22 protein-coding genes and 1 pseudogene are annotated in these 25,186 nt (G+C 63.8%); 3 read left to right on the top strand and 20 right to left on the bottom strand.

Going from position 1 to position 25,186, the window contains the following annotated elements; genetic code table 11:
• Positions 1–218: electron transfer flavoprotein subunit beta/FixA family protein (locus tag PEP31012_RS13835; protein ID WP_425494961.1), on the bottom strand; the 218-nt coding region annotated here is incomplete at its 3' end.
• Between the two features lie 369 nt (positions 219–587).
• On the opposite strand from PEP31012_RS13835, the gene PEP31012_RS13830 reads away from it, so the two are divergent.
• Together PEP31012_RS13830 and PEP31012_RS13825 are read left to right on the top strand one after the other, a co-directional pair.
• On the top strand, positions 588–1,493 hold the full coding sequence (locus tag PEP31012_RS13830; RefSeq protein WP_174978237.1) for an alpha/beta hydrolase: 906 nt from the start codon (positions 588–590) through the stop codon (positions 1,491–1,493).
• Between the two features lie 164 nt (positions 1,494–1,657).
• Entirely contained in the window at positions 1,658–2,440 is a 783-nt protein-coding gene (locus PEP31012_RS13825; RefSeq protein WP_150589894.1) for a ferredoxin--NADP reductase, read from the top strand.
• 115 nt (positions 2,441–2,555) lie between these two features.
• Here the strand turns inward: PEP31012_RS13825 and PEP31012_RS13820 are convergent, their stop codons facing one another.
• Complete coding sequence (locus tag PEP31012_RS13820; RefSeq protein WP_150589893.1) at positions 2,556–3,380, bottom strand: enoyl-CoA hydratase; 825 nt, start codon at positions 3,378–3,380, stop codon at positions 2,556–2,558.
• A gap of 59 nt (positions 3,381–3,439) precedes the next feature.
• Positions 3,440–4,363, bottom strand: a complete 924-nt coding sequence (locus PEP31012_RS13815; RefSeq protein WP_150589892.1) for a histone deacetylase family protein — start codon at positions 4,361–4,363, stop codon at positions 3,440–3,442.
• Positions 4,364–4,792: 429 nt separating this feature from the next.
• Between PEP31012_RS13815 and mltB the strand changes: the two genes are divergently transcribed.
• The gene (mltB, locus tag PEP31012_RS13810) at positions 4,793–6,022 is read left to right on the top strand and encodes a lytic murein transglycosylase B (RefSeq protein WP_246171286.1); all 1,230 of its coding nucleotides are present in this window, start codon (positions 4,793–4,795) and stop codon (positions 6,020–6,022) included.
• A 102-nt stretch (positions 6,023–6,124) separates the two neighbouring features.
• Here mltB and cysM read toward each other — a convergent pair whose 3' ends face one another.
• From cysM to PEP31012_RS13725, 17 genes and pseudogenes are all read right to left on the bottom strand, one after another.
• Positions 6,125–7,027: a cysteine synthase CysM gene (gene cysM, locus PEP31012_RS13805; protein WP_150589891.1), complete on the bottom strand. Its 903-nt coding sequence runs from the start codon at positions 7,025–7,027 to the stop codon at positions 6,125–6,127.
• 224 nt (positions 7,028–7,251) lie between these two features.
• Positions 7,252–7,941 (bottom strand): annotated as a pseudogene (locus PEP31012_RS13800) (ComEA family DNA-binding protein); the annotation flags it as partial.
• A gap of 215 nt (positions 7,942–8,156) precedes the next feature.
• Positions 8,157–9,161 (bottom strand): ADP-glyceromanno-heptose 6-epimerase, encoded by a 1,005-nt coding sequence (gene rfaD / locus PEP31012_RS13795; protein WP_150589889.1) that lies wholly within the window; start codon positions 9,159–9,161, stop codon positions 8,157–8,159.
• The gene (gene rfaE1, locus PEP31012_RS13790) at positions 9,158–10,147 is read right to left on the bottom strand and encodes a D-glycero-beta-D-manno-heptose-7-phosphate kinase (RefSeq protein ID WP_150589888.1); all 990 of its coding nucleotides are present in this window, start codon (positions 10,145–10,147) and stop codon (positions 9,158–9,160) included. The genes rfaD and rfaE1 overlap by 4 nt, the downstream gene beginning before the upstream one ends.
• A 17-nt stretch (positions 10,148–10,164) precedes the next feature.
• Positions 10,165–11,538: a UDP-glucose dehydrogenase family protein gene (locus PEP31012_RS13785; protein ID WP_150589887.1), complete on the bottom strand. Its 1,374-nt coding sequence runs from the start codon at positions 11,536–11,538 to the stop codon at positions 10,165–10,167.
• Between the two features lie 21 nt (positions 11,539–11,559).
• Entirely contained in the window at positions 11,560–12,735 is a 1,176-nt protein-coding gene (lapB, locus tag PEP31012_RS13780; protein WP_150589886.1) for a lipopolysaccharide assembly protein LapB, read from the bottom strand.
• Between the two features lie 64 nt (positions 12,736–12,799).
• Positions 12,800–13,093 (bottom strand): LapA family protein, encoded by a 294-nt coding sequence (locus PEP31012_RS13775; RefSeq protein ID WP_017232086.1) that lies wholly within the window; start codon positions 13,091–13,093, stop codon positions 12,800–12,802.
• Positions 13,094–13,336: 243 nt separating this feature from the next.
• Positions 13,337–13,630 carry an integration host factor subunit beta gene (locus tag PEP31012_RS13770; protein WP_017232087.1) on the bottom strand — a complete coding sequence of 98 codons (294 nt, stop codon included), beginning with the start codon at positions 13,628–13,630 and terminating at the stop codon, positions 13,337–13,339.
• 12 nt (positions 13,631–13,642) lie between these two features.
• Positions 13,643–15,346, bottom strand: coding sequence for a 30S ribosomal protein S1 (gene rpsA, locus PEP31012_RS13765; RefSeq protein WP_150589885.1), 1,704 nt, complete (start codon positions 15,344–15,346; stop codon positions 13,643–13,645).
• Positions 15,347–15,460: 114 nt separating this feature from the next.
• Positions 15,461–16,141, bottom strand: coding sequence for a (d)CMP kinase (gene cmk, locus PEP31012_RS13760; protein ID WP_217427133.1), 681 nt, complete (start codon positions 16,139–16,141; stop codon positions 15,461–15,463).
• 569 nt (positions 16,142–16,710) lie between these two features.
• On the bottom strand, positions 16,711–18,048 hold the full coding sequence (locus tag PEP31012_RS13755) for a sigma-54-dependent transcriptional regulator (protein ID WP_217427136.1): 1,338 nt from the start codon (positions 18,046–18,048) through the stop codon (positions 16,711–16,713).
• Positions 18,048–19,943 (bottom strand): sensor histidine kinase, encoded by a 1,896-nt coding sequence (locus tag PEP31012_RS13750; protein ID WP_150589882.1) that lies wholly within the window; start codon positions 19,941–19,943, stop codon positions 18,048–18,050. Before PEP31012_RS13750 ends, PEP31012_RS13755 begins: the two co-directional genes overlap by 1 nt.
• A gap of 126 nt (positions 19,944–20,069) precedes the next feature.
• Positions 20,070–20,777, bottom strand: a complete 708-nt coding sequence (locus PEP31012_RS13745) for an ABC transporter ATP-binding protein (protein ID WP_246171285.1) — start codon at positions 20,775–20,777, stop codon at positions 20,070–20,072.
• Positions 20,774–21,481, bottom strand: a complete 708-nt coding sequence (locus PEP31012_RS13740) for an ABC transporter ATP-binding protein (protein ID WP_150589881.1) — start codon at positions 21,479–21,481, stop codon at positions 20,774–20,776. The genes PEP31012_RS13745 and PEP31012_RS13740 overlap by 4 nt, the downstream gene beginning before the upstream one ends.
• Entirely contained in the window at positions 21,471–22,427 is a 957-nt protein-coding gene (locus tag PEP31012_RS13735; protein ID WP_217427132.1) for a branched-chain amino acid ABC transporter permease, read from the bottom strand. The genes PEP31012_RS13740 and PEP31012_RS13735 overlap by 11 nt, the downstream gene beginning before the upstream one ends.
• On the bottom strand, positions 22,420–23,301 hold the full coding sequence (locus PEP31012_RS13730) for a branched-chain amino acid ABC transporter permease (protein WP_150589880.1): 882 nt from the start codon (positions 23,299–23,301) through the stop codon (positions 22,420–22,422). The genes PEP31012_RS13735 and PEP31012_RS13730 overlap by 8 nt, the downstream gene beginning before the upstream one ends.
• Positions 23,302–23,385: 84 nt before the next feature.
• Complete coding sequence (locus PEP31012_RS13725) at positions 23,386–24,645, bottom strand: amino acid ABC transporter substrate-binding protein (RefSeq protein WP_150589879.1); 1,260 nt, start codon at positions 24,643–24,645, stop codon at positions 23,386–23,388.
• Between the last annotated feature and the right edge of the window lie 541 nt (positions 24,646–25,186).

Genomic DNA, 25,186 nt, shown 5'->3' with positions numbered 1-25,186 from the left:
CGCAGCGTCTCCTGCGATTGCGCCACGCCCGCCGACACCGCGATCACTTCTGTCGCCACGCCCGCTTCCTTCAGGCGCACCGCCTCTTCCACCGCGATTTCGTCGAACGGATTCATCGACATCTTCACGTTCGCGATGTCGACGCCACTGCCGTCGCTCTTCACCCGAACTTTTACGTTGTAATCCACTACCCGTTTGACCGGTACCAGGATCTTCATGAACTCGCTCCAAAGTTACGTAAACGTCAATCCGCTGTCATTATAACCACACAGCGAGTGACGTTATTTTTGCCAATTTGACGCATTTTGCGGCGCCACTGCGTCGTGTCCCGCTGATTCGTCGCCAACGCATGATTCTCTGGGTTACTGCGCCGAAACCTCTCCGGTACGCGTCTTCCCGCAAACGCCCGACCACGAACGATCGTGCTATTTTTATGTAAATCGCGACGGGCAGCCAGTCTCCGTGTGGTGCATTTCCTCTAGAGAAATCGCCCCACCGCGTGAGCGCCTATGATCGAATGGCGCACCCCACATTCGCTGCGCCATCGCATGCGCGGCGGCCATCCGGCCAACGCGCCAGGAGGAGACATGACGACGTATTCCGAATCGCGCCTGCAAGCCAGCGACGGTCTTTCCCTGCACGTCCATTGCTGGTTGCCCGATACCGGCAGGGAACGATCACGCGCGGTGGTGGCCATCGTCCACGGGATGGGCGAGCACGGCGGGCGTTACGCGCGACTGGCCGAACACTTCGCGACGCACGGCCTGGCCACCGTCGCCTACGACCTTCGCGGGCACGGCCGCTCGGGCGGCGCACGCGTCTTTGTGAAGCATTTCGACGAGTACCTCGACGATACCGAAATCGTCCTCACGCACGTGCGCACCCAGTTCGGCCCCACGCCGCTGTTCCTGCTCGGCCACAGCATGGGGGGCGCCATTGCGGCGTTGTACACCATCACCCGGGCGCCGGCGAGCGTGCGCGCGCTGATGCTGAGCAGCCCGGCACTCGCGCCGGGCGAGCCCGTTGCCCCGTGGATGATAAAAGCCGGGCGCTGGGTGTCGCGATGGCTGCCGAAGGTGCCCGTCTTCAAGATCGATCCGGCCATGATCGCGCGCGACAAGGCCGTAGTGGCTGCCGCGAAGCAGGATCCGCTCAACGCCTATCGCGGCACACCGGCACGCACCGCCGCCGAGCTGCTCGACGCGATGGCGCGCATTCACGCCAATGCCGACGCCCTGCATCTGCCGCTCTACATCTTCCATGGCACAGCCGACCGACTCACCGCCCCGTGGGCAAGCGAGCAGTTTCACGGCAACGCCGGCTCGCAGGACAAGACGCTGCGGCTCTATCCCGGGCACTTTCACGAAACGCTCAACGACCTCGATCGCGAAAAGGTCATCGACGAGCTGACGCAGTGGCTGCTGCAACACCTGCCCGAAACGCCTTCGGCACCACGGGTGCAACCGGAATTCGGCACGCACGGCAGCCTCTGAGCGTGTGAGGGTCTGAGGGTCTGAGGGTCTGAGGGTCTGAGCGTCCATGTGCTCGCCCCCAATCAGCCAAACGCCCTGAACCCTGCATGCGAGCAGGGTCTCGCCACGCTAGCTGTCACTGCGCGCTACACTGAAGACATGTGGAACTGCGAGGAGCCTCAGGCATGCAAGCGCAGACGAAATACTCACCGCAAACGGTCACCGGAATGCATTTCTGGACGCCGACGATCTTCAGCATCAAGACCACGCGACCGCCCGGCCTGCAATTTGCGGCGGGACAGTTTGTGCGAATTGGGCTTCCCGAGGGGGACAGCGAAGGGGCCGAGATGATCTGGCGACCTTTTTCGTTGGTGAGTTCCCCCGCCGAGGATACATTGGAGTTCTACGCAATCACGATTCCCGAAGGGAAGCTCACGCCGCGTCTGGCGCAGCTCAAGGTCGGTGACACGCTGTTCGTCGATCACACCGCCTACGGCTTCCTGACGCTCGACCGTTTCACCGGCGGGGAGGATCTCTGGCTGCTCGCCACCGGCACCGGCCTCGCGCCCTTCATGTCGATCCTGCGCGACCCGGCGGTATGGCATCGATTCAAACGTCTCTTTGTCGTGCACAGCGTGCGATGGGAGCACGACCTCGCTTATTACGACGAGCTGAAGCACTTCTCGCATCCCGACGTCGATCCGTCGCTGGTCGAGAAACTGCATTTCGCCATAAGCGTGACACGCGAGCAAACGCCCGGCGCGCTGCACGGACGTTTGACGTCGCTGTTGGCGTCAGGCGAACTGGAGAAGGCGATGGGCGCGACGCTCGACCCGGCCACGTCGCGCATCATGGTTTGCGGCAATCCGGACATGATCAAGGAGCTGCGCGCCTGGTTCACCGACAAGGGGTACGCCGTGAGCCGCACGGCAATGCCCGGGCCGCTCGTGCTGGAAAAGCAGTGGTGAGGCGTGAGAGACGCCAGAAGGTCTGAAGTGGGCGTTCGACGTCCGTAACTCATCGTAACCCATCGGGGAGGCTGGACGCTTCGGGCGCATCGGAGGCGTCGTTGTGCCGCCCCCGTCAGTCGAACCGCTTCGCCCAGTCAGGGACGCGCTTCTCGAGGAACGCTTGCACACCCTCGAGCGCACAGTCGTCCATCATGTTGCAGGCCATCGTCTGCCCCGCCATCTGGTACGCGGCCTCGATGCCGGTCTCGACCTGCCGGTAGAACAACCCCTTGCCCGCCGCCACCGCCGCTGCGGGCTTTGCCAGGATCGAGCCGCATAGCGCCGCCACTTCCGCGTCGAGGCGCTCCATCGGCACTACACGATTGACGAGACCGCGCTCGCGGGCCGTCTGCGCGTCGATGAAATCGCCCGTGAGCAGCATCTCCATCGCCTGCTTGCGTGAGAGGTTGCGCGAGAGTGCCACGCCCGGCGTCGCGCAGAAGAGGCCGACGTTGATGCCGGAGACCGCGAAGCGCGCCGCCGACGTCGCCACCGCCAGATCGCACATCGCGACCAACTGACATCCCGCCGCCGTCGCAAGGCCATGCACGCGAGCAATGACCGGCTGCGGCATACGCTGCATCGTCATCATCACACGCGTGCATTGATTGAACAGCGCGCGGTAACCGTCGAGCGACGGATCGGCGCGCATTTCCTTGAGATCGTGCCCGGCACAGAACGCCGGGCCGGCGGCGCCCAGCACGACCACACGCGCGTCGGCATCGCGGGCGATGTCGTCGAGCGCGCATTGCAGCGCGTCGAGCATCGCGCTCGAGAGCGCGTTGAAATGCCGCGGGCGATTCAGTGTCAGTGTGACCACACCGGCCTGTGCGCCCTCGCCTCGCGTGACGAGGACCAGCGGCTCAGGCGTTGAGGTCGTCGCATCGGATGCCGTCATGGTCGTCTCCTGTGCCGCGTCGATTCGCGCGGCATCGCACCGTTCTCAAGCGTGGAATTTCAAACGTCGGCGAGCACCTTCAGATGCGCCACGACACTGCGGCCAAGCGCCGAGAGGTTGTAGCCGCCTTCCAGGCAGCTCACGATGCGCCCCTTCGCGTGACGATCCGCCACCGCTTTGACGCGCTCGGTGATCCAGGCGAAGTCCGCCTCGGTCAGGCCGAGATTGCCGAGATCGTCTTCGCGGTGTGCATCGAAGCCCGCCGAGAAGAAGATCATTTCAGGACGGAAGGCATCGAGTTGACCCAGCCAGCCGTAGTCGATCGCCTCACGGACCTGCATGCCCGAGGTACGCGCGGCGAGCGGAATGTTGAGCATGTTCGGCGCCGGATCGACCGCACCGGAGAACGGGTAGAACGGATGCTGGAAAATGCCGCACATCAGCACGCGTTCATCGTTACCGAAGGCCGCTTCCGTGCCGTTGCCATGATGCACGTCGAAGTCGACGATCGCCACCCGCGAGAGGCCATGCACTTCGAGCGCGTGCGCGGCGGCAATCGCCACGTTGTTGAACAGACAAAAGCCCATGGCGCGCGTGGGCGTGGCGTGATGGCCCGGCGGGCGCACGCTGCAAAAGGCGTTGTCGAGTTCGCCGCGAAGCACGGCATCGGTCGCGGCGATCGCCGCCCCGGCCGCACGCGTGGCCGCGCGCCACGAATACGGATTGAGCAGCGTGTCGGGATCGATCGGGAAATAGCCCGACTCGGGGATGTTGTCGCGAATGAAGTCGATGTGATCCTGCGTGTGCACGAGTCGCAGGCTGGCCTCGTCGGCGGCCGGGGCTTCACGGCGCTCGAGCAGGCCGTCGATGCGTCCGGCAATCAATTGGTCCTCGATGGCGCGCAGCCGTTCAGGACATTCCGGATGCCACTCGCCCATTTCGTGACGGATGCAATCGGGGTGCGTATAAAACCCGGTAGCCATTCGTTGTGTCGCCTATCGCGTCAAATCGTTATCGTGGGACGGGCGGGGGATGCCCGCCGTGCCGTGCGCCTCGCGCCCGGTAGCGGCCGGACGGAGTGCGCGGCTGCGGTGCCGTACGGCACTGGCACACGCATGCCGATGGCCGGCATCCCCCATGAGTCCTGTCAGGGACAGTGCTCAGGCCTTAAGGTATCACAGGTGCACTCGGTTATACTGCCAAGCAGTCTCCCAGCAGACCCGTGTCAGCCGGCAAGCGCCGTTCCCCCAAAATTCGGGACGGCAGGAACCGGCATGAATGGTTGACGCTCTCGACAGCGGCGCGCATCGGGCACCACCGGCGCGCACTGACGCGAGCCTCAACGTGACTAACGCGACGGCGGCCCACGGGGCGGCGTTGCCTACGGACTTCATACAGGCCTGACAGACAGCATGACATCACCGGTACGGATGTACGATTCGCTCCCGACGGCGCACACGCGCCCGACCCATCGACCGGACACTGACCGCCTTTGCGCGGCTGCCCTGCGCAAACGTGCCGCCCCCCCTCCCCGCTCACGACTGTCGCGGCTCGCCCATGCGCTCGGCGTTGTGCTGTGCGTCGGCACGTTCGCGCTGACCTGCGCCGGCGCGCACGCACAGGCCCGCGCCAAAAAGGTCGCGCAGGCAGAGTTCGAGGAAGAGGTTGTGCCGCAACGCTACGCGGCGAACCCCGACGTCGATGCGTTCATCAACGACATCGCGGCACGCGACGGGTTCGATCGCACGGAACTGCAGCGGGTCTTCTCGCGCGTGCTGTTCTCGCAGACGGCTGCGCGTCTGGCCGCGCCGCCCACCACGCCCACCCAGAAGAACTGGACACGGTACGAGCGAAATTTTCTCGACAACACGCGCATCAACGGCGGCGTGCGTTTCTGGAACCAGAACGCAGCCGCACTCGCGCGCGCAGCAAAGCAATATGGGGTTCCCGAGGAGATCATCGTCGCCATCATCGGTGTCGAGACGATCTACGGGCGCCATATGGGCAACTTCCGCACCATCGACGCGCTCACCACGCTGGCGTTCGACTATCCGCCTGCCCGCAACCGATCGGAGCGCATGGCGCTGTTTCGCAATGAGCTGGAAAACCTGTTGCTCTACGCACGCGAGCGCGGCATCGATCCGTTCTCCCTCTATGGTTCGTACGCGGGCGCCATCGGTATTGCGCAGTTCATGCCGTCCTCGATCCGCAACTATGCGGTCGATTTCACCGGCGACGGCAAGATCAATCTGACGAACAATGTGGATGATGCCATCGGCAGCGTTGCCAACTTCCTCAAGCTGCACGGCTGGCAGGCGAAACAACCGATCGTCTGGAACATCGCCGGGGATCGCGGCAGTCAGGGGCTGGCCGAAGCTGGCGCCGACGGGCAACCGGAGCCACATTGGAAGCTCGGCGACTTCATCAAGGCCGGGATGCTGATGAACGAGCCGCGGCTCGACGTGGGGGCATCGCTCGACACGCCGGTGCTCATCGTCGATCTGCCCACGCCGGGACAGGCGACCGAGTACCGCATGGGTCTGACCAACTTCTACGTGCTCACACGCTACAACCGCAGCTTCTTCTACGCGATGGCGGTGTACGACCTGGCCGACGCGATCAAGGCCGCACGCGCGCCGTGAGGCGGGTGACGGCGCAGCGCTCACCATGAACAACGGGACCCAATGGGTCCCGTTGTTCATGGGGCGTGCCGTCACGGGCGCGGTGCCGGGCACCGCGGCGCGTCACGCCGGGAACACCCCGGTCGACAAATAACGGTCGCCGCGATCGCACACGACGAACACGATGGTCGCGTTCTCGACTTCACGCGCCAGATTCAACGCGATCTGGCAGGCGCCGGCGGCCGAGATGCCGCAGAAAATACCCTCTTCCGCCGCAAGACGGCGCGCCATGACTTCCGCTTCCGCCTGTGTCACGGAGATCGTGCGATCCACGCGCGCACGGTCGAAAATTTTTGGCAGATAGGCTTCCGGCCATTTCCGAATGCCCGGGATGCGCGAACCTTCGGCCGGCTCGGCACCGATAATCTGAACGGCTTCGTTCTGCTCTTTCAGGTACTGGGACACGCCCATGATCGTGCCCGTCGTGCCCATCGCGGACACAAAGTGCGTGATGCGGCCTTCGGTGTCGCGCCAGATCTCGGGGCCAGTGCTCTCGTAGTGCGCGAGCGGGTTGTCGGGGTTGGCGAACTGGTCGAGGATGATGCCGCGGCCATCGCGCTGCATCTGCTCGGCGAGGTCGCGCGCGTATTCCATGCCCCCCTTGACCGGCGTGAGGATGATCTCGGCCCCATAGGCGCCCATGCTCTGACGGCGCTCGACGGAGAGGTCTTCCGGCATGAGCAGGATCATCTTGTAGCCGCGAATGGCCGCGGCCATCGCCAGGGCGATGCCGGTATTGCCCGAGGTGGCTTCAATGAGCGTATCGCCGGGCTTGATGCGGCCCCGCAATTCCGCATGCTTGATCATCGACAGCGCCGGACGATCTTTCACCGATCCCGCCGGGTTGTTGCCCTCGAGCTTGCCGAGAATCACGTTGTTGCGCCGCCGGATGTCGTCGTCGGGCAAACGCATCAGTTGTACCAGCGGTGTATTGCCGATGGTGTCTTCGATAGTCTTGTAGGCCATTGCGCTAAGCTTTTTCGGTCGGGAATCGAAACATTCTAATCCACCGGCCATGACCGCGCTCACGCAGGGGTTTCGGCCGGGCATTGCGATAGTCAATGCCCAGCCCCCTTCCGATGTCAGCCCTTCGGTGCGCTGGCCGCTGCCGGTGTCTTGGCCTTCTTGGATTTGGACGGCTTTGCCGGCGCCGCCGTGGGGGCCGCGTTGGGGGCCGCCGTCGAGGCGGATGCTGCAGACGTTGCCGCGTCGGCCTTTGCCGCCTTGCCATGCTTCGACTTGCTCGCCTTGCCAGCCTTGTTTGACCCGGTGGCCTTCGCGTCCGAGGCGCCTGCGGACGCCGCCGCCGGGGCCGGTGGTACGGACTTGGGCGACATGGCGGCAGCACCGGCCGCCGCGGGCTTCATCATCGAGCCAGCGGCAGGTGCCGGGGCGGGGGCCTTTTGCGCAGCCGTCGACGGCACGGGTGCCGCAGGCGTCACGGGTTTGGCGGACTTGGCCGGTGTTGCGGGTGCAGCCGGCGCCGGTACCGCAGGCGCTTGCGCGGCAGGCGGCATCGGCTTGGCCGGTGACACCGGGGTCTGCGCGGCCGGCGCGGTGGCGGGCGGTGATTTTGCCGCTGGCGCGGGCGCAGGTGCCGGTGCCGCGGCCCCGCCCTGCCCGTTGATCGTCATGCCTTCGGATTGCAGCGTCGAGACGGACTTGGTGCCCAGCCCCTTGACGCGTTTGGCCACATCCGCGGCATCCTTGTAGGGGCCGTGGGCGTTACGCTCGTCGATGATGGCTTTGGATTTGACCGGCCCGATGCCCTTGAGCGACTCGAGCTGCGCCTGGTCGGCGGTATTGATGTCGACGGCGGCCATGGCCAGGCCGCACAGGGTGAAAAAGGCAACAACCGCCAGCAAGAGCTTGCGAAGCATGATGTGTTCCTTATGAAGTCACTCGGGCCGATATCGAGGATATCGTGGATCTCCTCGACACCCCCGATGATTCCTTAACGCCCAAGAACGACTACGGATGACATTGCCCGCGCTCGGCCCCCAACAAAACGGGGAGCCATCTGGCTCCCCGTCGGTCTGGCGCGACCCGTCTTCGCCAGTCCTTGTCGATCTCTGCCCGTCTCAGGCCATCGCCCTTACTGTGCGAGCAACCACCGCACATAGCGCGAGACGCCCTCGCCCACCGTGTAGAAAGGCTGCTGATAAGCGCCCGATTGGCGGAGATGATCGATGTTCGCCTGCGTAAAGCATTGATACTTGCCGCGCAGCGCGTCCGGGAAGGGGATGTACTCGACGAGTCCCTGCTTGACCAGTTCGTCGAGCGACAGCGCCGGCTCACCCGCTTCGGCGCGAAGCGTGTTGATCACGGCCACGGCGATATCGTTGAACGGCTGCGCACGACCCGTGCCCAGGTTGAAGATGCCGCTTCGCTCTGGATGATCGAAAAAGTGCAGGTTCACCTTCACCACGTCTTCCACGGACACAAAGTCCCGGCTTTGCGTACCCGCAGCGTAGCCGTTGTATTCGCCGAAAAGCTTCACACGCCCATTGGCACGGAATTCGTTGAAGTTGTGGAACGCCACCGAGGCCATGCGACCTTTGTGCGCCTCACGCGGGCCATAGACGTTGAAGTAGCGAAAACCGGCCACCTGACTCGGGAGCTTGCCGCCGGCCTCGCGCATCGCCCGGCGCACGATCTGGTCGAACAGAAACTTCGAGTAACCATAAACGTTCAGCGGCTTCTCGAATTCACGCGTCTCCACGAAGGTTTCCGACGCACCGTACGTCGCCGCGGACGACGCGTAGAGGAACGGCACGGTCTGCGCCTGGCACGCCTCGAACAACGCGCGCGTATAGCGGAAGTTGTTCTCCATCATGTAGCGGCCGTCAGTCTCCATGGTGTCGGAGCAGGCGCCTTCGTGGAAAATCGCGCGCACACGACCAAATTCGCGGCGCTGGAAGCGCGCGACGAAGTCGGTCTTGTCGAGGTAATCGCTGATCTCGCAATCGACCAGGTTTCGGAACTTGTCGGCGCGCGTAAGATTGTCGACCGCCACGATGTCGGTCTCGCCGCGCTCGTTGAGGGCCTTGACGAGGTTGGCGCCGATGAAGCCTGCGGCACCGGTCACGATGATGGTCATGTCAGTTCGGAAAAGAGTTCGGTGTAGTCCACGGTCGCCGTGCCCAGCTTGCCGACGACGATGCTGCCCGCACGGTTGGCGAGCACGACGGCCTGCGCGAGCGGCAGACCGGCGGAAAGCGAGGCGGCGAGCGTTGCGATCACGGTGTCGCCCGCGCCTGAAACATCATACACTTCGCGTGCCTGCGCCGGCACGTGCAGCGCGCCGCCCGCAGTGAAGAGCGTCATGCCTTCTTCCGAGCGCGTGAGCAGCAACGCCTCGAGACTCAGCGACTCGCGCAGGTTCTGCGCGCGGGCCGTCAGATCGTCTTCCGAGCGCCATTCGCCCACGACCTGCTGCAACTCCGAGCGGTTCGGCGTCAGGATCGTGGCGCCGCGATAGCGCTCGTAGTCGCTGCCCTTCGGATCGACGAGCACCAATTTGCCTGCGGCGCGCGCCGCTTCGATCATCGGCTGCACGTGGGTCAGACCGCCCTTGGCGTAATCCGAGAGCAGCACGACGTCGTAGCTGTCGAGCAGTTGACGATACTGATCGAGCACCGCCAGCAGCACTTCCCGCGCCGGTTGATTCTCGAAATCGATACGCAGCAATTGCTGCTGGCGCGACACGATGCGCAGCTTGATCGTCGTTGCCAGATCGGCGTCGCGCGTCACGAACGCCGTCACACCGCTCTCGTCGAGCAGGTCGACCACCCGCTCGCCCGGTTCGTCTTCCCCGAGCACGCAAAGCAGGCCCGCCTGCGCGCCCAGCGACGCGGCGCCCAGCGCCACGTTCGCCGCACCGCCCAGCCGCTCTTCGTTGCGCTTGACGTGCACCACGGGCACCGGCGCTTCCGGCGAAATGCGATTGACGTCGCCGAACCAGTAGCGATCGAGCATCACGTCGCCGACGATCAGCACGCGCGCACGGCTGAATGCCGCGCGGGGCACGGTGGGCACGCCGGGTGCCTGCACCGTGCGCGTGAGCGAAGTTGCCGTCAAAGTCATTCGTCGCTCCTCGTGACTCAGGCCGGCTCGTGCAGCCCGCGGCCGATGCCGTGGTACTCGATGCCCAGCGCCTGCATGGCGTCCGGTTCGTACAGATTCCGGCCGTCGAAAATCAGCGGCAGCGAGAGCGCCGCCTTCACGCGCGCAAAGTCCGGGCTGCGGAACGCCTTCCACTCCGTGACGATGACGAGCGCGTCGGCCCCTGTCAGCGTGTCGTTCTGCGTCGCACAGAACTCGATGCGGGCGTGCGCCTGGGCATCCTCCGCGAAGTCGAGGGCCACCACGCGGCGCGCCTCGTCCAGCGCCACCGGATCGTAAGCGCGCACGCGCGCGCCACGACGCACCAGTTCGGTGATGACACGGCGGCTCGGGGCCTCGCGCATGTCATCCGTGTTCGGCTTGAACGCCAGCCCCCACAGGGCGAACGTCTTGTCGGACAGATCGTCACCGAGGCGGCTCACGATCTTCTCGATCAACACCGTCTTCTGCGTTTCATTGACGGCTTCCACCGCGTTGAGAATCCGCAACGGCAAGCCATAGTCCTCGGCGGTACGCACGAGCGCCTGCACGTCCTTCGGGAAGCACGAACCGCCGTAGCCGCAGCCGGAATACAGGAAGTGGTAACCGATACGCGGGTCCGAACCGATGCCCCTGCGCACGTCTTCGATATCCACGCCGACGCGATCGGCCAGATTGGCCATCTCGTTCATGAACGAGATGCGCGTGGCGAGCATCGCGTTGGCCGCGTATTTGGTGAATTCCGCCGAACGCACGTCCATGTAAAGGGTGCGCTCGTGATTGCGGTTGAACGGCGAATACAGGCCCTTCATCATGGCACGCGCCTGCTGGCCGTAGGTGTCGTCGTCCACGCCGATCACAATGCGGTCCGGACGCATGAAATCGTCCACGGCCGCCCCTTCCTTCAGAAATTCGGGGTTCGAGACGACGGAGAACGCCGTGTTTTGGCCGCGCTTGGCAAGCTCGTCGGCCACGGCCGCACGCACCTTGTCGGCTGTGCCGACCGGCACCGTCGATTTGTCGACGATCACCTTGAAGCTCTTGGCATAGCGGCCGATGTTGCGTGCCGCGGCCACGACATACTGAAGGTCGGCCGAGCCGTCTTCGTCGGGGGGCGTACCCACCGCGATGAACTGGACGTCGCCGTGCGCGACCGAGGCCTCGACATCCGTCGAGAATTGCAGACGGCCGGCGGCGCGGTTGCGCGCAATGACTTCCTGCAGGCCGGGTTCGTGAATCGGCACGCCGCCGTTGTTCAGGATGTCGATCTTGCGCGGATCGACGTCGAGGCAGAACACGTCGTTGCCGACGTCCGCCAGACAAGCCCCGGTGACAAGGCCAACGTATCCGGAACCGATGATGGTGACTTTCATGATTGCGCGAACTAAGAGAAATTAGGAGGCCGCCGGCACGTCGACACGTCGCGGCGTATAGGTCTCCCAGCCGTTACAGCCGGGGCATTGCCAATAGAACAATCGCGCGCGGAAGCCGCACTGGTCGCAGACGTACCGAGGCAACGACTTGGTACGCTGCGTGATGAGCTTGCCCATGAGTTGCAGATCCGTCTGCGTGTCGCCGTGCGCGGTGGCGGCATTCGCTTCGAGCAGACGCACCATGCCGGGCGCGCTCGGCGCGCGTTGCATCTGTTCGCGCATGAGCTTGAGTGCCGCGTCCGGGCCTTCGAGGGCGGTCGTCTTCTCGTAGACGATCTCAAGCAGGTCGTCCGACGGATTCTTGCGCAGCGCGTCACGCAGCACGGCAAGGCCTTCCGGTGCCCGGCCCAATGCCTCATACGCTCGCATCAGACGCTTGGCCGCCAGACCGAGATACACCGGATTCTGCTGCTCGATGGTGCGAAGTACGCGCAACGCGCCTTCGGCGTCGCCGGCCGCAAGCAACATGTCGCCGCGCAGCAGCGGTGCACGCACATTGGCGGGATTCACGGCGAGCGCGGCGTCCAGCGCTTGCGTCACGGCGTCGGCGTCCTTGCGTTGCAGCGCTTCCTGCGCCAACTCGCAGTGGAACTGCGCGATCTCCTTGCGGTACGACACCGCGGGGTCGAGGTCACTCAGCGCCTCAGCCTCGGTCAGCGCCTTGTGCCATTCCTTCTCGATCTGGTAGATCGTGAGCTTCGCATGCTGCGCCGCCTTGGCGTAAGCGCCCGTGTGCAGTCGGCCGAACGCGTCTTCGGCACGATCCAGCAGACCGGCCTTGAGAAAATCGTGGCCGAGTTCGTAGAGCGCGCGCTCATGATCGGCTTGCGGCAGGTCGTGGCGTGAGAGCAGGTTCTGATGCACGCGAATGGCGCGCTCCGTCTCGCCACGACGGCGAAACAGACTGCCCAGCGCGAAGTGCAGCTCGGTGGTCTCGGGGTCGAGCTTGGCGACCTCGATGAAGGCGTCGATCGCCTTGTCCGGCTGCTCGTTGAGCAGGAAGTTCAGACCGCGAAAATAGGACGCCGGCAGATTGCGACTCTCGGAGAGCAGGCTGCGCAGATCCAGGCGTGCGGCTACCCAGCCGCAGCCGAATATCACGGGGATGGCCAATAGCCACCAGACCTCGAATTCCATGAATGCGTGTTGTCGTTGAAACAGTCGATGAGGATGGCGAGTGTCGCGCGCTGGGTCGCCGGACTTAGACCGGCGGCAGCATCGGTGGCTGATCGCCTGCCTCGGGGTCACGTTGCGCACGGGCCAGATCGCGCCGCGTACGGCGCAACTCCAGACGCTGACGCATCAGGCTTGGCAGCGTGGCGAGCACGCCGATGACGCCACCCACCACGAAGAACGCCAGGCCGATCATGATGAGCGGTGCCGTCCACGTATGTCCCAGAAACAGGTTCAACGTGACTTCGCCCGTGTTGGCGAGCGCGAGACACAGCAACACCACAAACACGATAAGACGAACGATCCAAACAATCAGCTTCATGCCGAAAGGCTCCCGCGGCAGGATTGCCGTATGTTTTGCGACTTGAGCGGCCCCCAGGGCAGTCGGCGTCGACGCCGTCACCACGCGCTGGGCCGGCACGTGGCCGTATTGTACCGGATGTGTTCTATCAGGCGTGATGCGCACCGCAGGCTTCACATTCGCGCCGAATGGCACACTCAGGCTCGCCAGATGCAAAAAAAGCGCCCGAAGGCGCTTTTCTTGCGTAGTAGATCCCAAAGGGCCTTATTGGTCCGACGCCTTGTGATCAACCCGCTCTCGCAACTCCTTGCCGGGCTTGAAGTGCGGCACGAATTTCTCCGGCACCATCACTTTCTCACCCGACTTCGGATTGCGGCCGACGCGCGGTGGCCGACGGTTGAGCCCAAAGCTACCGAAACCGCGGATCTCGATTCGATGACCCCGCGCAAGCGCGTCTGCCATCGCATCGAGAATGGTCTTCACCGCGAAATCGGCATCCTTGAGCACCAACTGGGGAAACCGCGCCGCCAACTGGTTGACCAATTCAGACTTGGTCATAGGCCTTGGACCTTACTGATTCTGGCTGTCCAGCTTGGCCTTGAGCAGGGCACCGAGGTTCGTGGTGCCGCTCGCTGCCGAGCTATCCGACGACATCTTGCTGATCGCCTCTTGCTGTTCCGCCGAATCCTTGGCCTTGATCGACAGGTTGATGTTGCGCGACTTGCGATCGATGTTGACGATCATCGCATTGACGGCTTCACCTTCCTTGAGCACGTTACGGGCATCTTCCACACGGTCGTGCGAGATTTCCGAAGCGCGCAGGTAGCCTTCGACGTCTTCACCCAGCGACACGACGGCACCCTTCGGGTCGACGGCCTTGATGGTACCGTCAACGATCGAGCCCTTGTCGTGGATGGCCACGAACGTGTTGAACGGATCGCCTTCGAGCTGCTTGATACCCAGCGAGATGCGTTCCTTCTCGACGTCGATACCCAGAACCACGGCTTCGACTTCATCGCCCTTCTTGTACTTGCGCACGGCGTCTTCGCCGGTTTCGCTCCACGACAGGTCCGACAGGTGAACCAGGCCGTCGATACCGCCCGGCAGACCAATGAACACGCCAAAGTCGGTGATCGACTTGATGCCGCCCTTGATCTTGTCGCCCTTCTTGAAGTTGCGCGAGAAGTCATCCCACGGGTTCGGCTTGCACTGCTTCATGCCGAGGCTGATACGACGACGATCTTCGTCGATCTCGAGCACCATGACTTCGACTTCGTCGCCCAGCTGGACAACCTTGGTCGGGGCAACGTTCTTGTTGGTCCAGTCCATTTCCGACACGTGAACCAGGCCTTCGATGCCCGATTCCACTTCGACGAATGCGCCGTAGTCGGTGATGTTGGTGACCTTGCCGAACAGGCGGGTGCCTTGCGGGTAACGGCGAGCGATGCCTTCCCACGGATCTTCGCCGAGTTGCTTGACGCCCAGCGAGACACGGCCCTTCTCTTGGTCGAACTTGAGGATCTTGGCGGTGACTTCCTGGCCAACCGACAGCACTTCGCTCGGGTGACGCACACGACGCCAGGCGATGTCGGTGATGTGCAGCAGGCCGTCGATACCGCCGAGGTCGACGAATGCGCCGTAGTCGGTGATGTTCTTGACCACGCCCTTGACGATCGCGCCTTCCTTGAGCGTCTCGAGCAGCTTGGCGCGCTCTTCACCCTGGGTGGCTTCGATCACGGCACGACGCGACAGCACAACGTTGTTGCGCTTGCGATCGAGCTTGATCACGCGGAATTCGAGGGTCTTGCCTTCGTACGGGGTCGTGTCCTTGACCGGACGCGTGTCCACCAGCGAACCCGGCAGGAATGCGCGGATGCCATTGACCATCACGGTCAGGCCGCCCTTGACCTTGCCGGTGATCGTGCCGGTGACGAGTTCGCCCGATTCGAGGGCCTTTTCCAGTTGCAGCCACGAGGCCAGACGCTTGGCCTTGTCGCGCGACAGCACGGTGTCGCCGTAGCCGTTTTCCAGGGCGTCGATCGCCACGGAAACAAAGTCGCCGGCCTGAACTTCGACCTCGCCCTGATCATTCAGGAATTCTTCGATGGGGATGTACGCTTCGGACTTGAGCCCGGCGTTGACGACCACGAAGTTGTGGTCGACCCGAACGACTTCCGCGCTGATGACTTCACCAGCACGCATGTCTTGACGGGAGAGCGACTCTTCGAAGAGCGCCGCGAATGATTCGTTAGTCGAGGTTTGCAGGTCGGACATAAATGTGGATTACGCCGCTGACGTCCGTCTCCCGAAGGGGGGCTTGACGATCACGCACAACGGTTGGGTTAAAGGTTGACAAAGCCACGACGGGTGACTGCATGAAACACCCGGTCAGGCGCCTTGCGGATACTGCACTTGCGCGAACCATTCGAGCACCTGAGCCACCGCCTGATCGACGTTGAGCCCCGATGTGTCGAGTACCCGCGCACCCTCTGCCGGCCGTAGCGGTGCTTCGGCACGGGTACGATCCCGTGCATCGCGCGCTTCAAGATCCAGCATCAGACTGTCTATGTTAGCAGAAAATCCTTTTTCTATCAATTGCTTATATCGCCTCTCGGCACGGGCCTGCGGCGTGGCCGTCAAAAACACCTTCAAATCGGCCTCCGGAAAGATCACCGTCCCCATGTCGCGACCGTCAGCAACCAGGCCCGGCGCGGTCTTGAACGCCCGCTGAAGCGCCACGAGGGCCTGGCGAACCGCCTTGTGCACGGCAATGCGCGAGGCCTGATTGCCGATCGCCTCGGCCCGGATTGCGTCAGTGACGTCCTCTCCTGCCAGCCAGATGCGCTCATCCCTGAAGCGCACATCGAGCGTCTCGGCGAGCACGGTCAACGCCCCGACATCGTCGGGATCGATCCCATGGCGGGCACTCGCCAGTGCGGTGAGCCTGTATAGCGCGCCGCTGTCGAGATAGTGATAGCCCAGCGCATCGGCCACACGGTGTGCCACCGTCCCTTTGCCGGATGCCGTCGGGCCATCCACCGTAATGACCGGAATCGAGTCGTCCACCATCGTGAAATCAGGCATCCCTTCGTCTCTGTATGTTCAAACCATCAAAAATGAAATCTTGCGCACAAATAGTCATGATTACCATTTGAAAGCAGGTGCTATCGGCAACGTCCGGCAGGTGGACGGCCATGCGAAGCCGCGATTATCCCTTAGCCCGTCCGAATGGGGGATGCCACCCGCGCGGCACGTCAACACACCGCGCCACCCGCCGCGATGAATGGCGCTCGCGAGCAGGCGCATCACAGTCGGTGACGCGGCGTCAGGCACATCATCAGGGGCGGACATCCGAACACGCTGCTGCGCGTCGTCCTACGCCCAGGCGGGATCGGGGTGTGGCGGCAACGGGTAGTTCGCGCGCGTCGGTGTGCTGAGCGGGTGCGACTTCGCGCAACGCTCACGTGACCAGTATAGCCGTCGCGCCTCGCGGGTGGCTGAGCGCCGGCCATCCATGCTGCTGCGCGGCAACGGCCGCAACGGCGGTAAACCGCGGCAAACGGAGGCAAACGGCGGTAAGCGGCGGTAAGCGGCGGTAAGCGGCCGGTCCATGGATCCTAGCGCCGGCCGTTGCGTTTTCACTTGAAATCGTCGGATGCGATGCCGAGGCGCCGCATCTTGTCGTACAAGGTCTTTCGGGGTACGCCCAGCTTCTCGCAGGCCAGCGACGCCCGTCCGGCGCACGCCCGCAACGCCTCCTCGATGAAACGCCGCTCGAACAGGTTCATCTGCGCTTCCAGCGTGAGCGGCGTGCCCTGTGGGTCGTCGTCCGGATCGCCGGTCCCAAGTCCGAGCGTATAGCGCTCGGCCACGTTGCACAGTTCGCGCACGTTACCGGGCCATGGGCGCGCCATCAGCCGATTCAGACGCTCCGTGCCGATCTCCGGCACCGGACGACCGTACGCCGCCGCCGCCCGAAGCACAAAGTGCTCAAACAGCAGGGGAATGTCTTCGCGACGCTCCCGCAGCGAGGGGATCTCGAGCACGATCACCCCGAGCCGATAGTAGAGATCGTCGCGAAACCGCTGCTGGCGTGAGAGGTCGAGCAGGTCCGACTTCGTCGCGGCGATGATCCGGCAACGCATCGGCAGCAGTTCGTTCGAGCCAATCCGCTCGAACTGGCGCTCCTGAAGCACCCGCAGGAACTTGACCTGAAGCGCCATCTGCATCGTCTCGATCTCGTCGAGAAAGAGCGTGCCGTCCTGCGCATATTCGAGCTTGCCGATGCGACGTTTCAGCGCCCCCGTGAACGAGCCCGCCTCATGGCCGAACACTTCGCTCTCGAACAGCGATTCGGGCAGGCCCGCGCAGTTCAGCGCGGCAAAGGGTTTGTCGCGTCGCGGACCGAAGTCGTGCAGACAGCGCGCCACGAGTTCCTTGCCGGTGCCCGTCTCGCCGAACACCAACACGTTCGCATCGGTATTGGCGAGTTCGAGGATCAGCTTGCGCAAACGCTCCATGGGTCGCGAATGCCCGAGAATCCGCGCATCGATGCCGTCGCGGCTCTCGAGCTGCCTGCGCACGGCCGTCAGTTCAAGTGTCAGCCGCCGTTGTTCGAGCGCACGTCGCACCAGTTCGACGATCCGCTCCGATGCAAACGGCTTTTCAACGAAATCGTAAGCGCCGAGGCGCATGGCCTGCACTGCCATCGCGATGTCGCCGTGACCGGTCACGAGAATAACCGGCATGGACGCGCTCATCACCCTCACGCGCTCGAGCAATGTCAGCCCGTCCATACCGGGCAGGCGCACATCGCTGACGACGATGCCCGGGAAATCACCGTCGATGTGTTCGAGCGCCTCCTCGGCGCTTCCAAACGCGTCGACCTCGATGTCGGCGAGCTGCAGTGCCTGGACGGTACCGAGCCTCACGGCTGCGTCGTCCTCGACGAGCAGCACGCGCAAGCTGTCTGGGATCACGGGTTGCCCTCCCTATAGGTCCGTAGATAAATACTGAACTCGGCACCGCCCTCGGATCGGTCGGCGGCCCTCAGCGAACCGCTGAACTCGCGCACGATGCCGTCAGAGATCGCCAGGCCCAGCCCCAACCCCGTGCCCTGCTCCTTCGTCGTGAAGAACGGCTCGAAGAGCCGCGCGCGGACCGACTCGGAAAGGCCCGTGCCGGTGTCGCGCACGCGAATCACGGTCGTGTCGCCCTCGGCATCAACCTTCACTTCGAGTCGGCGCACCGTCGCGTCGGCCATGGCGTCGAGCGCATTCGCAAACAGGTTCACGAGCACCTGCTCGAGCCGATTCGCGTCGGCGAGCACGCGCACACTCGCCAATTGGGGGTCGAAGGTGAGTTCGACCCGTTCCTTGCGCAGGCGCTGCCCGACCAGAAACAACGCGTTGTTGATCGCCTCCGCCGCAACGACCGGCTGCAGTTGTGTCGGCGCCTTGCGGGCGAAGCGCTTCAATTGCGACGTGATCCGGCCCATGCGCTCGATCAACTCGCCGATCATCCGCAGGTTGGCCTCGGCGTGACTCGTCCGGCCTCGTTCAAGGAAGGTCAGCGCGTTGTCAGACAGCGTACGCAACGCCGCAAGCGGCTGATTCAGCTCGTGTGTGACGCCTGCGGCCATCTGCCCGAGGGCGGCCATCTTCCCCGCCTGCACCAGTTCCTCGAATGCGGCCTTGAGCTGGGCTTCGGTTTCTCTGTGCATCGCCACCTCATGCTCCAGATTGCGGTTAGCGCGGCTCAACGCGGCCGTACGGCGCGCCACCTTGCGCTCGAGATCCTCGTTCAATTGCTGCAGCACCTCGCGCAGCGCAAGTCGTTGCGCAACGATGCGCCGCCGCTGCCACACGGTCAACGCCAGCACGGCGACGAACGCAAGGCCCAGCGCGGCCGACTGGGCCAACGAGCGCGCCACCGCTCTCGCGGGCGCGAGATTCGACAACACGACGATATGCCAGTCGGTGCCCGACACGGGCCGGGAAACGACCAGAAACTCGGTGGGGAACGGGTGTGGTGTCGGCAGGCTGGCGGCGAGCGGATTGTCGCGCGCCACCGACTCGATCCACACATTCGGCGCAAGCGTGTGATTGATCGTGAAACCTGCTGGCATCAGCGCTCCTGGCGCATCGTACTGGTGCGTGCGAAGGATCTCGGCGTGTGCATCCGCCGACAGCGGGCGCAGCGTCCGGTATTTGAGCCCCGGCACCGACGACAGCATGATCACGCCATGCGAATCGATGGCGAACACGGGCTCGGCGCCCTGCCGCCAGACGGACTCGATGCGATCGAGATTGACCTTGAGCGTCACGACGCCGAGCACACGGTGCGCGTCGTCGTCAATCCGTTCAGCCAGAAAATAGCCGGCCTGCTTGCTCACGGTGCCCAGACCGTAGAATCGGCCGTGGCCGTCACGCATGGCGCCGATAAAGTAAGGGCGGAACGAGAAGTTCGACCCGACGAACGTCATCGGCAGGTTCCAGTTGCTCGCCGCGAGCGTGTTGCCCTGCTTGTCCATCACGTAGAACGCACTGGAGCCGGCATCAGCGTTGACGGTCTGCAGATAGGCATTGACCCGCGCGACCAGGTCGCGATCGGCCGGATGGCGCAGCATCGCAAGCACGTCGGCATTCAAGCTCGCGAGCGACGGCAGATAGCTGTAGTGCCGAACCTCGCTCGTGAGCGCATTCTCGTAACCATCGAGGCGGTGTGCGGCGGTTTCGCGCAGCGTGTCGATCTCCACCTGCTCCGCGTAACGATAGGCCGCCCACGCCCCCACCACCATCAGCAAGGCGAACGCAAACACCAGCGCGAGCAGTACGCGCGTGCGACGCGACGTTGCACGTAAGAACTTCACGACCGGCACCCCGCAACCCCACGCCCCGAGGGCTTCCGAACGACCATTGCCCACCGCCCCATCGCACCGTCTCCTTCGAAGCCCTCATTCTAACGGCGTGGCACGCTGCGGCTACCGGGACGCGCCTTACAACCCGAAATAGGTCTCGCGCACCGCATCGCTCGCTTCCAGCTCTGCGCGCGAGCCCGATACGCGCACCTTGCCGTGATCGAGCAGATAGCCGCGATCGGCGAGATCGAGAAACGCAATATTCTGCTCGGCGATCAACAGGGACGTGCCGTCGCCAATCGCCGTGCGCAGCGCATCGATCACATGCTTGACGAACACCGGCGCAAGGCCCGAGGACGGCTCGTCCATCAGCAGTAGGCGCGGCTCGGCGATGAGCACCTTCGCGATGCCGAGCATCTTGCGCTGGCCGCCCGACAGACTCGCCGCGGCGGCGCGCCGCTTCGCCGCCAGCGCAGGGAAAAGCGCGAACAATACCTCCTTGCGCTGGCGAATTTTCGCGTCAGACATGAAATAGCCGCCGAGCGCGATGTTCTCGTCGATCGACAGCGTCGGAAACACGCCAAGCTCCGACATGAACGCGATGCCGCGCCGAATCCGCTGGTCAGGCCGCAGCGTGTCAATGCGCTCTCCGTCGAGCGTGATGCGCCCCCCCCCGCATGGCAACAGCCCGATCAACGTGCGCAACAGTGTCGTCTTGCCTGCGCTGTTCGCGCCGAGCAACAGCACGGTTTGTCCCGGCTCGACCTGCATATCGACGCCCCAAAGCACCTGCATGTCGCCATAGCCGGCCTCCACGCCTTCAATTACCAGGGATGCCGTCATCATGCCGCTCCAATGAATGCAGCGATCACCTCAGGGTCGCGCGAGGCTGACGCGAGCGGCCCCTCGAACAGCATGCGCCCGGCGCCGAGCACGATCACCCGTTCGGTGATGCGGTTGAGAAAGTCGAGCAAGTGCTCGACCACGATCATCGCAATGCCGCGTGCTGACAGTCGTTGCAACAGTTCGGCGATCACGTGCAATTCGGCGGGGTTGAGCCCCGCGCCAATCTCATCGACGAGCAGCAGCTTCGGCCGTGTGGCGAGCGCCCGTCCGAGATCGAGGAGTTTCTGCTGATTCACGGTCAGCGATCCCGCGACACGCGACGCCACGCTGGCAAGGCCGATATCTTCAAGAATCGGCTCGATCTCGCGCGGGTCCAGACGCACGCTGCGCGCCGCGACTTCGACGTTCTCGCGCACGGTCATGTCCCGGAACACCTTCGGCACCTGAAACGTGCGGTTGATGCCGAGGTGCACACGTTTGTACATCGGCAAGCGGTTAATCTTGTGCCCGAGGAAATCGACCGTGCCGTCGTCCGCCTGCAGCAGTCCCGAGATCACGTTGATGGTCGTCGTCTTGCCGGAGCCGTTCGGGCCGACCAGGCCAACGATCTCGCCAGGCACCACAGCAAAATTCACATCGTTGAGCACGACCTGCGCGCCAAAGCGCTTGTTGACACCCGCCAGTTGCAGCAATTCAGAAGACATGGATACCCCGACGTTGCAGCAGCGACAGGAGGCCACCCGGCAGAAACAGCACGAGCAGCACGATGAGACCGCCATAGATGAACTGGAAGTACTGCGGCGTCGAAATGCCGATCGCCGCATACAGGATGTAGAGCACTGCCGCGCCGACGATCGGCCCGATGACCGTGCCCACACCGCCGAACAACGCGAACACGATGGCGAAGACCGAGAACTGCAACGTAAATACCGCGTCCGGATAGAACACCGAGATGCCCCACGCATACGTGCCGCCCGCGAGGCCGGCGATCAGCGCCGACACCAGCCATGCGACAAGACGCGCCTTCACGACGTTGACGCCCGCCATCGCCGCGCTCACCGGATCCTGCTTGACCGCACGCAACGCCATGCCAAAGCCGGACAGTCGGAAGTACGACGCAAACGCACACGCGACGAGCAGCACGCCGAGCATGCAGGCGTAGCTCGCGCCCGGACTGTAGACCTGCTCGATCTTGAGTCCGTAAGGGCCACCGGTGATGTCGGACAGGTTAGGGTTCGACACGACGAAGTAGATGATTTGCGACGCGGCCAGATTCGCAATCGAAAAGTACGCCCCCGAGAGCCGCAGCAGCGGCCCAAGCACGAGTCCCAGCAGTGCCGCGGCAAGCCCGCCGCCCGCGACGCACACGAGGACGGGCAAGTGCGTATGCATGACGAGCAGCGATGTGGCATAGGCACCGCTGCCGAAAAACCCCACATAGCCGAATGGCAAATAGCCGGTGAAGCCGTACAGCAGGTTCAGCCCCTGCGCCAGCACGATAAACGTCATGATCGTGAACAGCAGCGACTGGTTGCTGTACAGCCGCGGGGCCACGAGGAAGATTGCCGCTACCACCACGAGCAGGATGGCCGGGGCGCGCCAGCGTCGCGGCGCCGGCAGTCCGGTTGAATTCAAAGTGGAATCAAGCAAGACGCACCGCCTTTCCGAGCAAGCCCGAGGGACGAATGAGCACGATGATCAACAGCAGCGCATACGGCACCACGTTCGACCACGACGAATAATACGTTTGCATCAGCATCGTGCCGAGACCGAACACGAGCCCGCCAGCGATCGTGCCGAGCGGATTGCCGAGTGAACCGATGACCACGATCGCGAATGCGGTCGTGGTGAGGTTGTCGCCGAGATCGGGCGACACGGAGCCGAGAAGATAGGGCACGAACACGCCAGCGATGCTCGCAAGCGCGAGGCCTGCGACGAATGCGATCGTCGACACGCGGCGCACGTCGATACCGGTGGCGACGGCCTCGTCGCGATTGGCCATCACCGCGCGGGTCGCATAGCCGAAGCGGGTGCGCGAGAAATACAGCCACAGCAAGACCAGCGCGGCAACGCTGATGCCGGCCGCCCACCACCAGCTATCGGGAAACTGCTGGCCGAACACCCCCAGACTGCCGCTGCCGAGGGCATCGTCGGGCAGCGAGCGCTGGTCTGCGCCGAACAGTAGTACCGTCAGCGCCTCGAGCATCTGGCCAATGCCGAAGAACAGGATGAACGAGAGCATCTCCGGGTCGTCGCTGCGCTGCAGTCGCGGCACGACGGCCCGATACATCGGCCAGCCGATGAGCGTTGCCCCGGCCACCGACAGGGGAATGGCCCACAAGGGATTCAGGCCGAAATGATGCGAGACCAACCAGGCGGCATAGCTGCCCAGCACGATGAACTGCCCGTGCGCGAGATTGATGATTCGCATCACGCCGAACACGAGGTTGAGCCCCAGGCCGACCAGCGTGAAGAAAATACCGTACAGAATGCCGCCCACGACGGCATAAGCAAGAAGTTCCACGTTCGTCCCTTCGCAAGCGAGGATAGCGTCGCCGGCGCCGTCTGCGGCGCCGGCCGGTTCCTGATCAGACGATGCGGCTGGCGATCAGTGCGTCGGCGCCGGAAACACCGGCTTGCCGGTCGCATGCGCTTCGGGATACACGACGACGAACTTCAGCCCCTTGTTGCCGTCCGGCACCATCTGGGCTACCGGGAACGGTTGTCCGAGCTGCGCCCCATTCGCGTTGATCTTGAACGGCCCAAGCAGCGTCGTCGTCTTTCCGGACATGTCCATCAATGCCTGGTGGAAGGCGCCTTGCGCAAACGTCGGCGCATCGCCGAGCATCTTCTCCATGACAATGCCCGTGTTGTAGCCGGCAGAGTCGAGGAAGGTCGGATCTTTGTGTTGCGCGGCCTGGAATGCCTGCGAGAACTGTGCGGTATTCATGCCGTACGTGACGGTGTCGTACTTGACCAGTGGCGGCGTGGGGTAGGTATACGTGTACGCGAGCGCGTCGACACCCGCGTTCTTCGTGAGCAGTTTCAGCAGTTGCCCCGGGAAGATCGTGAACGTCATGTCGAAGTGCAGGCCGCTTTGCGACAGCGCGCGCAGAAACGCGATGTCGTTCGGCGCATAGCCGAATTCGAGCAACGCCTGCGGATTGGCCGCCTTCGCCGTGTGCAGCAGCACGTTGTAGTTCGATTCCGTCGTGGGCACGCTGTGATAGAACACCGGCGTCACGCCCCCCTTCGCCAGTTCCGCCTTCATCGTCTCGGCTTGCGACGCATCGAAATCGTTCGCGCCGTAGACAATCGCCACGCGCTTGATCTTCTGCTTGAGGAGGAAGTTGGCAAGCGGCACCGGCCACACCGTTGACGACGGAATGCTCACGTCGGCGAGGTAATCGGTCTTTTGCGTGAAGAAGTTCGCGCCCGAGCCGGTCGGGTCGATCAGCAGCATATGGTGTTCCGCTGCAAGCGGCACGGCCACCGACGTGAGCACCGACCCGAAGTCGGCGACGAGGATGTCGACCTTGTCCTGCGTGATCAACTGGTTGTAGAGCGTAGTGGCGGTCGACGTGGAACTCTGGTCGTCGTACGCGACGATCTTCACCGGAATCTTCTTGCCGAATGCCTTGACGAATACGCCGCCCTGCTTGTTGACGGTGTCGGCCCAGAACGTCAGCCCTTCGTATTGCCCTTGGGAAGCCACCGCGAACGGTCCAGTGCTCGCGTAGAGCGTACCGATACTGATCTGTGCTGGCGCCTGTGCGGCTTGCGCCCCCAGACTGGCGAACGCGCAGGCAATCGCGGCGGCCGTCATTTTCAGCGAGCTAGCAGTTTTGCGGGTCAGTCGTGTGTGCATCGAAATCTCCTCTGGATCGTTTTGACATCAAGATCTGTCCACGCCGCACGGCGACAGCCGTAATGACGCACGTGGCCAGGGGTCTGCTACGTGGGAAGCGAATGGGAAACGACAGCGTGAGGCCGGGCCGTTTGGGCCCGGCGCGTCAGCGAGTGGGGGAACGGGTGAAGGTCATGGCATGTCTCCGGATGATTGAAATTTGATTGTTTGGAGAACGTGATGCAAATCGCGTGCCAATCGCGTCGACGCCGGCACTGGCTTGATCCATCGCGGTTCCGGCCCGTCGCGACGCGCAGGCTGCGCGAAAATCCGCACAAACGCGCCGGCGGGTGGCCGGAAAAAGTGACGCTCCGGATGGCTCAAGTCGCGAGCCGCGAGCCGCGATGCGAGCGGGTGATAACGACATTGCGTCGAGCGGCGTCGCCGCGTTGGTGAATCGTTAGGCGGGTAGGCGTATGCCCGGCGCACGTATCCCAAGCCAAGCAGCATGTGGGGTTATCGACGCAGGGGGGTATCTGACGGAAGGGGAATCCGGCGGAAG

The sequence above is a fragment of the Pandoraea eparura genome (assembly GCF_902459725.1).
In the GTDB taxonomy this organism is placed as follows: domain Bacteria; phylum Pseudomonadota; class Gammaproteobacteria; order Burkholderiales; family Burkholderiaceae; genus Pandoraea; species Pandoraea eparura.
Note: the sequence above shows the minus strand (reverse complement) of the source record. Positions and strands in the feature narration are given on the sequence as shown.

Bases quoted from the DNA above. Each gene is read 5' to 3' on its own strand.
- PEP31012_RS13830 (WP_174978237.1), top strand. From the start codon at position 588: ATGACGACGTATTCCGAATCGCGCCTGCAAGCCAGCGACGGTCTTTCC.
- PEP31012_RS13825 (WP_150589894.1), top strand. From the start codon at position 1,658: ATGCAAGCGCAGACGAAATACTCACCGCAAACGGTCACCGGAATGCAT.
- PEP31012_RS13820 (WP_150589893.1), bottom strand. From the start codon at position 3,380: ATGACGGCATCCGATGCGACGACCTCAACGCCTGAGCCGCTGGTCCTC.
- PEP31012_RS13815 (WP_150589892.1), bottom strand. From the start codon at position 4,363: ATGGCTACCGGGTTTTATACGCACCCCGATTGCATCCGTCACGAAATG.
- mltB (WP_246171286.1), top strand. From the start codon at position 4,793: ATGACATCACCGGTACGGATGTACGATTCGCTCCCGACGGCGCACACG.
- cysM (WP_150589891.1), bottom strand. From the start codon at position 7,027: ATGGCCTACAAGACTATCGAAGACACCATCGGCAATACACCGCTGGTA.
- rfaD (WP_150589889.1), bottom strand. From the start codon at position 9,161: ATGACCATCATCGTGACCGGTGCCGCAGGCTTCATCGGCGCCAACCTC.
- rfaE1 (WP_150589888.1), bottom strand. From the start codon at position 10,147: ATGACTTTGACGGCAACTTCGCTCACGCGCACGGTGCAGGCACCCGGC.
- PEP31012_RS13785 (WP_150589887.1), bottom strand. From the start codon at position 11,538: ATGAAAGTCACCATCATCGGTTCCGGATACGTTGGCCTTGTCACCGGG.
- lapB (WP_150589886.1), bottom strand. From the start codon at position 12,735: ATGGAATTCGAGGTCTGGTGGCTATTGGCCATCCCCGTGATATTCGGC.
- PEP31012_RS13775 (WP_017232086.1), bottom strand. From the start codon at position 13,093: ATGAAGCTGATTGTTTGGATCGTTCGTCTTATCGTGTTTGTGGTGTTG.
- PEP31012_RS13770 (WP_017232087.1), bottom strand. From the start codon at position 13,630: ATGACCAAGTCTGAATTGGTCAACCAGTTGGCGGCGCGGTTTCCCCAG.
- rpsA (WP_150589885.1), bottom strand. From the start codon at position 15,346: ATGTCCGACCTGCAAACCTCGACTAACGAATCATTCGCGGCGCTCTTC.
- cmk (WP_217427133.1), bottom strand. From the start codon at position 16,141: ATGGTGGACGACTCGATTCCGGTCATTACGGTGGATGGCCCGACGGCA.
- PEP31012_RS13745 (WP_246171285.1), bottom strand. From the start codon at position 20,777: ATGATGACGGCATCCCTGGTAATTGAAGGCGTGGAGGCCGGCTATGGC.
- PEP31012_RS13740 (WP_150589881.1), bottom strand. From the start codon at position 21,481: ATGTCTTCTGAATTGCTGCAACTGGCGGGTGTCAACAAGCGCTTTGGC.
- PEP31012_RS13725 (WP_150589879.1), bottom strand. From the start codon at position 24,645: ATGCACACACGACTGACCCGCAAAACTGCTAGCTCGCTGAAAATGACG.